Origin of the sequence: Acinetobacter sp. YH01005 (assembly GCF_013420465.1) — a bacterium.
Classification (GTDB): domain Bacteria; phylum Pseudomonadota; class Gammaproteobacteria; order Pseudomonadales; family Moraxellaceae; genus Acinetobacter; species Acinetobacter amyesii.
Map to the genome: position 1 here is coordinate 1 of NZ_VOYA01000039.1, position 12,122 is coordinate 12,122.

Here is a 12,122-nt window from a genome sequence, read left to right on the forward strand (position 1 = left end):
TGTACACAGTGCACTGGGTTATGTATCGCCTTTTGAGTTTGAAGCAATGTACTATGATAAGATTAACCCGTTAGGTCAGGTGGCCTAACTTAAATAAAAAAGTCTCCGACAAACCCGGTACGGTTCACTAAGCAAGATAGATCCTCGCCATAATGAATATTTACAATGGCATCGAGACAATCTGTTTCGCAAATAATCTGAAGTACTGCACTTTAGGACAGCCTATCAAACGCACTAGAGATTATTCACTCCCACATGAATAGACTTTAGAGAGCGATTGATAGGCTATGCTGGTTTTACAAGGAAACCCTCTAACAATCATTAAATTGAAGAAAGAGTCACATAAGGCACCGGAGGTGCCAAACTCAAAAGCAATCATTGGTCTCAGCTTGAGACCAATTCAGTTCCTAAACGATCTCAATCTTAAATAAAATATTCTTCACTTGAGCACAACATTTTATGAGAGTGCTCATATTATGTCTGACAATATTTTATGATTTCTCATGAAAATCAAGCCTCTTTAAGTACGTACGCACGTACGTAAACTACTGATTCATTTTAATTATTTTCATTATGTAAACTTCTTTGTCATAGTTTCACCCACCATTAATCGATCCCGTTGAGTAAACAATGACTAGACCAGTACAATTCCCAATACCACCAAAAGCTTATCTAATAGCTCTCGAACACTTGTCTCAGCGTATAGGAAAACCAATAGAATTACTTACCATAATGGCATACGACCTATTACTCGAAAAATACTATGAACATACACCTCAACCCCAACAAATAGTCCCTCCTATCAGCAACCTACCTCAGCAAAGTAAAAACACCCCCATTTATTCTTCACAGTTGGAAGTGATCCCAACAGGAACTTCTTATGGACTTTTGCTTAAACAGGATGATGGTTATTGGCTCGATAGCAAGCCTTATCCCACTCTAAGGGAGGCTATAGATCGTATACAGGAGTACAGCATGCTTGGTTATACAAATCTAAAAAACTGGAGTCCAATGACTGGTGAATATCCAGTGGTAACTTTGCAAAAAATTAAGGGAACTCTACATTTATGGCTAGGTCAAGATACAGCTTGCAAAATGTGGAGTACTTCAAGTATGAATCAAAGTAGTGCCTATAAACTTACTACAAAATTATCAGAACAAGCCTATTGCGTTATGTGTGTGAAAAACTATTCCAAACTCAAGAACCCCAAATTACATTTAGTTTTTGATGAGAAAAACAAGCTTGTAAATACCCAGGATCTTTGCAATGACTTAATGTTTTAGCATGTTGATTTACAGGACAATATCCAATTTGGTATCACATTTCCAATGCCACTAGAATAAGGACTCAAGTAACCATCAACAAGGACGTTGATTAAATGATACAAAGTAACGAAGATGAAATAATACGAGCAACTATTGCTGCCTCTATGGAAATCATTGCAAGCAATACACCATTAAGAGCAAAGCCAGCGAAATCTACATTTATTGTTTCACCTGAAGATCATCGAATGTTAGAGATCATTTGCAGACTTACAGGTAAAACCAAGCAAGAATATTTTGCTACTGCCCTTCAGAATGCATTAAAGGAAAAGTCATACTTAAATGATATTCCAATTGAGAAGATCAAAGCATTAGCAACTGTATAGTTTCATTTTCTTAGTGCATTAAAAAAGCCCCTTCTTAAAGGGGCTTTTTTAATGCTTGGTTCAATCATGAATGTAACACTGCAATGTTACCAATTGACCTTGGAGGTTTACGATGCGAGTTCTAGTAGTCATCGTTATCATTATCCTAGTATTGATTTCGCAATCAGCTTACTAAGTTAATGGTCTGGGCGGCGGCAACCGCTCAGGCTCTCCTAAGTAAATGTAATTTAATAAAGGATAAACTTCAATACTCTATTAAATTATCCATAAACGTGGCTCATGCAATATTTCGCACAAATGGGATAACTTCAGGATTAGCATAGCTATAAGGTGAAACGAATCCTTTAACTGCAATATCCTGTAGATATCGGCTCCACCAATCCATCATCTTTTTTCGTTCCAACATATACTCAGCAACGTGTGTATATGCACCAACCACATCATTGCGTTCTTGATGACTCATTTGCTTCTCAATAGCATCTCTTTGGAACAACCCACATTCACCTAATGCTGAACGAGCCATAGCTCTGAAGCCATGAAAGCAAACCTCTTTTTGTGTGTCGTAGCCCATACGGCGTAAAGCAGTATTAAAGGTGTTTTCACAGATGAATGTCGTTTTCTTAAATGAGCTTGGAAAAACCAACTCCGAACTACTACTCAATTGCTTCACTTTAACCAATAAACTTAAAGCCTGTTCGGACAGTGGCACGATATGAGGTTCTCTCATTTTAGCTCCCCTATCAGAATGCTTAACTCCATTGACATGGTTTCGCTTCGCAGGAATTATCCATTGCTTCTTCTTAAAATCGATTTCATCCCATCTTGCAAATCTTAGTTCGGATGAACGTATGAAGATATGTAAACTTAACTCCAAACAAAGCTTTGTCATTTCATCACCAGAGTCAGCTTTGATTCGTGCTAGTAGCTCAGGGAGACGAAGAAGAGGTAAAGCTGGTCTGTGATTTTTAGGTGCAGTAAGATCCAGGCTCTCCATTTCTCTTGCATGGTTTACTTCAATGTATCCATACTGAACGGCATAACTAAAGATAAGTACTAGATCAGCCCTTATTCTCTGAGCATTATCAGCACTGGTCTCATAGATTTTGTTTAAGGTAATACGAAGATCTTTTGGCTTAACATCTTCGATCTGAAAATTACCAATATGAGGAAATAGATGGTTCTCAAATTTTCTCAATCTCTTTTTCTTGGTTTCTTCATCTAAAGGCTTCTTAACAGCATACAAATCAAGCCAAGTTCTAGTGATGCTTTCTAGCGAGTAGTTTCTGCTTTGAGTGCTCTCTAGCTTTTCCAAGTACTCCTTCGGATCAATGCCTTCAGCTTGAAGAGTCAAATACTCTCGTCTTTTTTCACGAGCAAAAGCTAATTTACATTGAGGATAATTTCCAATCGTAACAACTACACGAGATCCCTGCTTATTCTTGTATTGGAAAATCCACGTCTTTGTCCCAGACTTCCTTATCCGAAGGTACAAACCATCACCATCGCATAATGTATAGTCTTTGGAATTGGGTTGAGAAGACTCAATTTGAGTCACAGTTAAAGGCTTAACTAACCGCGCCATACTTTTAGACATCCAGCTTTGTATTCTGGATGTTTATATGGATGTTTATTATTGAAGGCAAGAGCACAAAAAGGTACTAAAAAGGCACTATGTAAAAGCATGAAATATCACGCAAAGTGCACGTAAACCATTGATTTCCTTCAGACAATAAAAAACCCCAAGTCTTAATAAGCTTGGGGTCTTTTAGAATTTTGGTCCCGAGGGTCGGACTCGAACCGACACATCATCTCTGATAGTGGATTTTGAATCCACCGCGTCTACCAATTTCACCACCTCGGGAAGGTGTTGAAACGTATAATAAACTGTTTCAAAAACTTGTCAACGCATGATGTTCTCATTTGATTAAAAATAAACCGTATAAGATTTTTTAGATGGATAATCCATCAATTTCAGCGTTAAAACCCAAAAAAGCTTATACTAAGCCAAATTTCATTATCCCCCTTTTCAGATTTCTTAAACATGCAACTTTCTGACTTTAACTTCAATCTCCCGGACGAACTCATTGCCCGCTATCCGCTTGAAACACGTAGTGCATCACGCCTGCTCCATCTCGACCTGAATGGTGAATATCACGACCATCATTTCACTGACATTTTAGACTTGCTCAATGAAGGTGACTTATTGGTACTGAACGATACCAAAGTGATGAAAGCCCGCTTGAAAGGCAAACGTGCAACTGGCGGTGCAGTTGAAGTCTTGGTTGAACGTATTCTTGACCCAAAAACCGCACATTGCCACATTAAAGCCAGCAATACACCTAAAGAAGGTGCGGAATTATTTATCGGTCCAGACGAAGTTAAAGTGACCGTTCAAGGCCGTCATGAAAACTTATTTGTTGTGGAATTTTCACAGCCTATTTTACAAGTTTTAGATTTATACGGCGCATTACCGATTCCGCCTTACTTTAACCGTGAAGCAGAAGCGATTGATACCGAACGTTATCAAACCGTGTTTAACGACCCAACCAAATTGGCATCTGTTGCAGCACCAACAGCAAGCTTACATTTTGATGAAGCGCTACTCAAAAAATTGGCAGACAAAGGCGTAAATAAAACCTTTGTTACCTTGCATGTGGGTGCTGGTACATTCTTACCCGTGCGCACCAATGACATTGAAAATCACATCATGCACAGCGAATGGTGTGACGTATCAGAAGAATCTATGGCTTTAATCCGTGAGACAAAAGCACGTGGCAATAAAGTCATTGCTGTCGGTACTACAGCGACTCGCGCGACTGAAAGTGCCGCTCAAGCCAATGGCGGCGAACTCAAGGGCTGGACTGGTGATACACAAATCTTTATCTACCCAGGTTATGAGTTCAAAGTAGTCGATCGTTTAATTACCAACTTCCATTTACCTGAGTCTACCCTGCTCATGTTAGTGTCAGCGTTGTCTAATCGGGATAATATTTTGAATGCCTATCACCATGCCGTCGACAGCCAATATCGCTTCTTTAGTTATGGCGATGCGATGTTAATTGATAACATTAACCACAAATAATCGAACGCTGAAATCATCCCTATGCCGATAGATTCTGTAAAGCATTCCATCCATATTCGTCGCAAAAAGAATGAAGTTGTTTTTCAGAATATTGCTCGGCTATGGGATATAGGCCGAAACGCAAAAACACACCAAGAGCTCCTCGATGGGTTACACCCTTGGAACGCGCCCATTACGCTCAAATTTGAAAATTTACTGCCGCTGGCTTTAGCCGCACTGGGTATCGGCTTCATGCTGTTTATTGTGATTCAGCCCGATCATGGCTGGGCACAGCTTTGCTTTGCTGCGGGATTGGTCATGGTGTTTTGGGCGTATATCAGCTATGAAAAAGATGATCCGATCGAAGATGTAATTGCATTTTTAGAAACCGAATGCATTGCAAAAAAATACCAACTGGCCTTTAACCGACAGCCTGAATACATTTCGATGCCACTGAATAATCTACAATTTATTGGCAATCTTAAACGTATGTTCCCCGTGTTTAAGCAAGGCAGCCTTTCGAATGATATTCAGACCTTCGCGAGCACCGTTTGGGAAGACGAAAATCAGCAACAGCATCAAGTCATGGTCTTTCATTATCACTATGTAAATGAACTGAAAGTACGTGACAAAGATGGTGATGAGGTCACGGTGAAAGAAATTCATAAAGACCTGTGGGGCGTATTTGTTTTTGATATTGGTATCCATGGACTTGCCGTATCTGCAACAGGCAAAAACTTTGGCTATCCCTATAGTTTTCCTTGGCACAGCAGCGACATTCAAACCAATCAAAAATTAAAGTTTTATGGCGATAACCAAATGGAAATGGCTAAATTACTCAGCCCGGGATTTGTCCTCCGACTGGCGGATTTTTTTCAAAACCGTGAAGGTGATCTGCTATTTCATCCGAGCCACCGAATAATGTGCTATCTTGGCTCTACAGATTTATTTAAAGTCAGTAGTAAAGCAAAACGAATTCAGGATGTATCGGCATTGCGTGGACATCTCAGAACCTTTAAATTAAATGCTTTAGAAAATTTGAAAAACGACTTAACGCAGTTTTTAAAATAGATTTCATACAATAATGTTTTAAACTACGACCTTTTATCTTGAGGATAAAATTTTATGGGGCTTTTGATCTTTGTTTTAATCATCATTGTATTGGTGATTGGCGCAATCATGATTCGCAACAACATTGTCCGACATCACAATGCAACCATTCGTGCATGGTCAGATGTAGCTAGCTATGAACGTCAAAAAATCAAAATTTTAGATGGATTACAGCCTTTGGTTGAGCAATATTCCAATTTTGAACAAGGGACTTTGGCAAAAGTCACTGAACTCCGTCAAAACATTATGAATTTGAACGTCAATAGTACCGATGTCAGCCAATTACAGCGTATTGAAGCCTTAAATCAAGATCTGATGCGCAGCCTGAATGTTGTGGTTGAAAATTATCCTGAGCTCAAAGCCAATGAAATTTATCTGAAAATGATGAATGAAATTGAAGAACAAAACGAAAATGTCGGTGCGGCGATTACTATTTTTAACCGCAACGTTGAGTTGTTCAACAACCACATTCAAGTGTTTCCTAACAATATTATTAATACGCTATTGCTGAGTAAAAAAGCGGTTCGCCCTTTCCGCGATCAAGCTGCCAGCCAAAATTTTGATTATCGTCCGAACTTTTAAGTTCGGGCTTTAATGCACAAAAGTAAAAAAAATAATGATGAGGTGATCAAGCACCTCCAAAACTAGAAAGAAAAATAAAATATGCAAAATCAAATTAATGCACTGAAAAATGTGCTGATTCAGGCGTTTTTCAAACTCTATGAGCAGCACCAAGACGACCATATTTACGCATGTACATTGGCGTTCAATCCCTATTTATCCATAGACTATATCGCAGTCTCTACGCAGCGTAGTATTTTTGCCGAAGATGAATATTCTGCTCAATATCTTGCAGCGCATGATCGATGGAATGTGTCGAAATGGCGCTATCGTAGCCTACTGGCTTTAAGTCAAGACTTGGCGCAGTTCAAACTGACATCTGTAAATGAAGTGGGCCATTTAAACCTTGATCCATCTTCTATAGAAAGCACGATAAAGTCTGAATCGGCTAACCATCTTTCAATCTTGCTCAATGCCATACAACAAACAAAATTCGACTTGGTTCAGTCCTACGGCATAGAACTGGACAATATTCTGTTTTTTATCACGGTCCCGACACAGCCCGAAATAGAAATTTATTCAGCTCAGGTTTTAAATCCTCCAAGTACACAGCTTGACGATTTTCTCAAATCCAAACAACCCCTCCAACTCGACAGCTTACCTAAACGTATGAAGCTGTCTCAATATGATAAAGACCTGCTGATTGATTTGGCTCAAATCGTTGCAATACAACCTTATAACTATTTACATGTTGCCAATGAAGTCTATCTTTTAAGCTTAGAAAAAAGCTATGCAACTACGAATCCCTATATTCAAAAGCTCATTGACAGCATCGTGGCCATGACATCGGACCCGAAAGGTACATTTGCGATGGAAAAAGAAGAAATTTTGCAGCGAATTAACCAGTTTTATTTTAATGCCAAGAGTTCAGATGAAGCCCTGTCACAAGATGCGATCTATAAATTTACAGACTTAACACCCGACAAAGCTAGCGTTTAACCGCAGAATCAAGGAAAATAGAGCACTTTTAGCACTCTTACCATCAGCGAACTGTTTTTTCGCCTTGATCTGGACCTTGTATGAAGTTTGAAAAATTGGCGCAATCGGGCCGTGCTCGTCGCGGCCGTTTAACCCTTGAACATGGTGTCGTTGAAACACCTATGTTTATGCCTGTCGGTACTTACGGTACTGTAAAAGGCATGCTCCCACGTGACATTAAAGAAATTAAATCCCAAGTTATTTTGGGTAATACTTTCCATTTATATCTACGCCCAGGCCTAGATGTTATTCGTGAACATGGTGGTTTACACCAATTCATGAAATGGAATAACCCGATTTTGACAGATTCAGGCGGTTTCCAAGTCTTCAGCCTTGGCGCTATGCGCAAAATTAAAGAAGATGGCGTGACTTTCCGCTCTCCAATTGACGGCTCTAAAGTCTTTTTATCTCCTGAAATTTCGATGGATATTCAGCACACACTGAATTCAGACATCGTGATGATTTTTGATGAATGTACGCCTTATCCTGCGACACATGAAGAAGCGCAAAAATCATTGCAGCTTTCATTACGTTGGGCGAAACGTTGTAAGACTCAACATCATGACGTGCTGAAAAACCGTAATGCCCTGTTTGGTATTATCCAAGGCGGCATGTACGAAGATTTACGTGATGAATCTTTGAATGGTCTGAAAGAAATTGATTTTGATGGTTATGCCATTGGCGGCTTGTCTGTTGGCGAACCTAAAGAAGAAATGATCAAAGTATTGGATTATCTTCCAGAGAAAATGCCTGCGGATAAACCACGTTACTTGATGGGTGTCGGTAAACCAGAAGATATCGTAGAAGCAGTTCGTCGCGGTGTCGATATGTTTGACTGTGTGATGCCAACACGAAATGCACGTAATGGTCATTATTTTGTGACCGACGGTTTAGTGCGTATTCGCAATGCCAAATATCGTCATGATCAAAGTCCGCTTGACCCACATTGCGACTGCTATACCTGTACAAATTTCACCAAATCTTATCTCTTCCATCTTGAGAAATGCGGCGAAATGCTCGGTTCGATGCTCGGTACTATTCATAACTTACGTTATTACCTGCGTCTGACTGAAGCGATGCGTGATGCTCTCGATCATGGCACTTTTGATGAGTTTGTTGAAGACTTTTATCGTCGTCGCGGCATGGAAGTGCCACCTTGTCCTCAAGATTAATTCTTTCAGCATTTGCGCTGAAGAAAAAGACAAGGTAAATTGCTGAACAAGTCCAATTTATTTATCAAAGTATTGATAACCAGTTTTTTTAGTTTAGGAAAATGAAATGAGCCTTTTTATTTCTACTGCTCACGCGGCAGGTGAAGCTGCACAGCAACCAAGCATGATGGCAAACCTGTTGATGATTGCGGTATTTGTCGCAATCTTCTACTTCTTGATCTGGCGCCCTCAATCAAAACGTGCAAAAGAACATCGTGCACTAATTGAAAGCCTAGGTGTTGGTAGTGAAGTTGTTTTTGCGGGCGGTTTAATGGGTAAAATCACAAAAATCGAAGGTGATTTTGCAGTTGTTGAACTGAACCGTGGCGTAGAAGTAAAAGTACAACGCGCAAGTGTGATTTCAGTTCTGCCTGAAGGCACTCTAAATAACCTTTAATCAAAAAATAAGTCGTGCACCCGCACGGCTTTTTTCATTTTAAGAAGAAAACGAATGCGTTACCCAGCATGGAAATATCTACTGATTCTAGTGGTACTAGTCATCAGTACATTATATGCCCTGCCAAGTTTGTATCCTGATGAACCTGCTGTTCAAATTTCAGGTGCCAAAGCCGGTACCCAGATTGACCAAAGCATCGTACAAAAAGCAGAGCAGATTTTAAAATCTGAAAATATTGCCAGCCATGACAATAGCTTCACCAATAATGCCGCTTTATTACGTGTTGATTCGAGCGAACAACAATTAAAAGCGAAAGAAGCACTGCGTCGTGGGCTCGGTGAAAATTATGTCGTCGCATTAAACCTTGCGCCTACTACGCCAGAATGGCTACAAAAAATTGGTGCTAAACCAATGAAGCTGGGTCTGGATTTACGTGGTGGTGTACATTTCCTACTTGAAGTGGATATGGACAAAGCCATTTCACAACGTATGGAAACGTCCGCGGCTGACTTACGTCGCCAACTTCGTAACAATAAATTAAAATTCAATAGCTTATCTTTGAACAACAACACCATTACTATGCAATTTGCAAATAATGATGACCGTTCTGCAGCTATGGATTTCCTTCGTCGTAACGGCAATGAATATACTCAACAAGCGGTTGCAACAACTGAAGGTTCAACACTACGTTTAAGCTACACAGATACACGTAAACAAGAAATTCAGTCTTATGCTGTTAACCAAAACTTAACGACTTTACGTAACCGTATTAACGAGTTAGGTGTAGCGGAAGCATTGGTGCAAACCCAAGGTAGCAACCGTATTGTGGTTGAATTACCGGGTGTACAAGATACTGCTGAAGCAAAACGTGTACTTGGTCGTACTGCAAACCTTGAGTTCCGCTTAGTTTCTGACTTAAATGATCAATATATCGATCCTTACACAGGTCAAGCAAAAGGCTCATTACCGCCAGGTACAGAAGCATTTGCTTATGAATCTTTGGACAGCGGTCGTCAATTATTGCTTAACCGTAACCGTATCTTAACAGGTGAACGTGTACAAAATGCGTCATCAGGCTTTAGCCAAGATACAGGTGGTGCTGAAGTAAATATTACTTTGGATACTGCGGGCGGTAAGTTGATGTCTGAAGCCACTCGTAATGCTGTAGGCAAACGAATGGCTGTTCTGTTCATCGAGAACAAACAAAAAATTAGTTATGTTGCAGATCCTACAACAGGCACACAAACTGAAGTTCGTACACCTTATACCGAATCTGTGGTCATCAATGCGGCAACGATTCAAGCCGTATTGGGTTCTCAGTTCCGTATTACTGGTCTGGATTCACCTCAAGAAGCATCTGAACTTGCATTGATGTTACGTGCAGGTGCTTTGGCAGCGCCAATGTACTTCGTTGAAGAACGTGTGATTGGTCCGAGTCTCGGTCAAGAAAACATTGACAAAGGCGTATTATCAACTCAAATCGGTTTCTTATTGGTTGCGATTTGGATGGTAGTCTTCTTCCGTGTGTTCGGCTTGATTGCCAACTTTGCACTCGTGGTTAACCTTGCCATGATTTTAACCATCATGTCTTGGATTGGCGCGTCCCTCACCCTTCCGGGTATTGCAGGTATCGTGATTACCATTGGTATGGCGGTCGATGCCAACGTACTGATCTGTGAGCGGATACGAGAGGAAATTAAATGGGGTGCCTCGCCGAAACAGGCGATTGTTGCGGGTTATGATCGTGCGTATAACACCATCTTTGACTCCAACTTAACCACATTCTTGGTTGCTTTCATTCTGTTCGCAATTGGCACAGGCCCAATTAAAGGCTTCGCGGTTACCCTAATGATTGGTATTGTCTGCTCAATGTTCACAGCGATTACCGTGACACGTGCAATCGTACAAATCATTTATGGTAAAAAACGTAACCTGAAGAAGTTGAGCATTTAGGAGATCGAAGATGACTGAAAATACTCAACCGAAACAATACGGCCGTCCGGATAACGAGCACATTATTCCCTTTATGAAGATTGCCAAACCGGCAGCCTTGATATCGATTATCTTAACGCTCGCAAGTATCTTTTTTATTTGCACCAAAGGTCTAAACCTCGGTTTGGACTTTACTGGCGGTGTAGCAGCAGAGTTGAACTATAGTCAACCAGTAAAATCTACCGATGTGAGCTCAGCGCTGACAAAAGCTGGTTTTAAAGATCCTGTAGTACAAACCTTAGGATCTGACCGCGACCTGATGGTTCGTATGCCAGTTCAAAAAGACATTGAAGCTGAAGACTTAACCAAAGCCATTACAACTGCTGCTCAATTGCCAGGCAATAAAGCAGAAGTACATAAAGTTGATGTGGTTGGTGGTCAAGTCGGTAATGAACTCTATGTGCGTTCTGCGGGCGCTGTAGGTCTTGCCCTACTGCTCATGCTGGTTTATGTCACTATTCGCTTTGAGTTCAAACTTGCAATGGGTGCTGTATTGTCTTTATTCCACGATATCGTGGTGACCATTGGTATCTTTGCCATGATGCAGTGGCCGTTTGACTTAACAGTTTTGGCTGCGCTACTCGCGATTATTGGTTTCTCGCTCAACGATAACATCGTTGTATCTGACCGTATTCGTGAAAACTTCCGTAAGATTCGTGGTGCTGAGCCTCTCGAAGTTGTCAACAGTGCATTAACTGAAACACTTCGCCGTACCATTCATACCTCAATGACACTATTACTGGTTGTTGTAGCAATGATGGTACTGGGCGGTGATGGTCTGAAATGGTTCTCTGTTGCAATGTTTGTTGGTGTATTTGTGGGTACATATTCATCAATCTACATTGGTACTGCTTTCGCGCTATGGCGTGGTCTAAACCGTCAAGACTTCATTGTACAAGTGAAGCCTGAATTTGAAGAAGAAGAGATTCCTTAAGCTTTTCGACTTATAGTTCAAATCAAAACCCATCTTCGGATGTAATGCCAGTCAGTTAAGCAAATTTTAGTAAAATGTAGTAAAAATGAGTGTATGTGAATACGCTCATTTTTTTATGTCTTTATCTGAACATTTAGAATCCACTCTTGAACATTCTCTCCCATCACTC

At 40.4% G+C, this 12,122-nt stretch carries 11 protein-coding genes and 1 tRNA gene; 10 read left to right on the top strand and 2 right to left on the bottom strand.

Annotation, left to right across the window (positions count from 1 at the left end; genetic code table 11):
- The first annotated feature begins 630 nt into the window (after nt 1-630).
- On the top strand, nt 631-1,284 hold the full coding sequence (locus tag FTT72_RS15310; RefSeq protein WP_180073951.1) for a hypothetical protein: 654 nt from the start codon (nt 631-633) through the stop codon (nt 1,282-1,284).
- A 95-nt stretch (nt 1,285-1,379) separates the two neighbouring features.
- A complete protein-coding gene (locus FTT72_RS15315) occupies nt 1,380-1,649 on the top strand; it encodes a hypothetical protein (RefSeq protein WP_180073952.1) in 270 nt (89 codons plus the stop codon).
- Nucleotides 1,650-1,926: 277 nt separating this feature from the next.
- On the opposite strand, the gene FTT72_RS15320 is transcribed toward FTT72_RS15315, so the two are convergent.
- Nucleotides 1,927-3,231, bottom strand: coding sequence for an integrase arm-type DNA-binding domain-containing protein (locus tag FTT72_RS15320; RefSeq protein ID WP_180178646.1), 1,305 nt, complete (start codon nt 3,229-3,231; stop codon nt 1,927-1,929).
- A gap of 192 nt (nt 3,232-3,423) precedes the next feature.
- Nucleotides 3,424-3,510 (bottom strand) — tRNA-Leu (locus FTT72_RS15325).
- Nucleotides 3,511-3,690: 180 nt separating this feature from the next.
- Between FTT72_RS15325 and queA the strand changes: the two genes are divergently transcribed.
- The 8 genes from queA (at nt 3,691) to secF (ending at nt 11,953) form a co-directional block, all read left to right on the top strand.
- Nucleotides 3,691-4,731: a tRNA preQ1(34) S-adenosylmethionine ribosyltransferase-isomerase QueA gene (gene queA / locus FTT72_RS15330; RefSeq protein ID WP_078191326.1), complete on the top strand. Its 1,041-nt coding sequence runs from the start codon at nt 3,691-3,693 to the stop codon at nt 4,729-4,731.
- Between the two features lie 21 nt (nt 4,732-4,752).
- Entirely contained in the window at nt 4,753-5,781 is a 1,029-nt protein-coding gene (locus FTT72_RS15335) for a hypothetical protein (RefSeq protein WP_180050017.1), read from the top strand.
- A 54-nt stretch (nt 5,782-5,835) separates the two neighbouring features.
- Nucleotides 5,836-6,402 (top strand): LemA family protein, encoded by a 567-nt coding sequence (locus FTT72_RS15340; RefSeq protein WP_180114441.1) that lies wholly within the window; start codon nt 5,836-5,838, stop codon nt 6,400-6,402.
- Nucleotides 6,403-6,483: 81 nt separating this feature from the next.
- Nucleotides 6,484-7,380 (top strand): DUF4303 domain-containing protein, encoded by an 897-nt coding sequence (locus FTT72_RS15345; RefSeq protein WP_180178647.1) that lies wholly within the window; start codon nt 6,484-6,486, stop codon nt 7,378-7,380.
- 80 nt (nt 7,381-7,460) lie between these two features.
- Nucleotides 7,461-8,591, top strand: a complete 1,131-nt coding sequence (gene tgt / locus FTT72_RS15350) for a tRNA guanosine(34) transglycosylase Tgt (RefSeq protein ID WP_078191270.1) — start codon at nt 7,461-7,463, stop codon at nt 8,589-8,591.
- A 106-nt stretch (nt 8,592-8,697) separates the two neighbouring features.
- Nucleotides 8,698-9,027, top strand: coding sequence for a preprotein translocase subunit YajC (yajC, locus tag FTT72_RS15355; RefSeq protein WP_078191271.1), 330 nt, complete (start codon nt 8,698-8,700; stop codon nt 9,025-9,027).
- A gap of 54 nt (nt 9,028-9,081) precedes the next feature.
- Nucleotides 9,082-10,980, top strand: a complete 1,899-nt coding sequence (secD, locus tag FTT72_RS15360; protein ID WP_180178648.1) for a protein translocase subunit SecD — start codon at nt 9,082-9,084, stop codon at nt 10,978-10,980.
- A gap of 10 nt (nt 10,981-10,990) precedes the next feature.
- On the top strand, nt 10,991-11,953 hold the full coding sequence (secF, locus tag FTT72_RS15365) for a protein translocase subunit SecF (RefSeq protein ID WP_180065629.1): 963 nt from the start codon (nt 10,991-10,993) through the stop codon (nt 11,951-11,953).
- Nucleotides 11,954-12,122 lie beyond the last annotated feature (169 nt).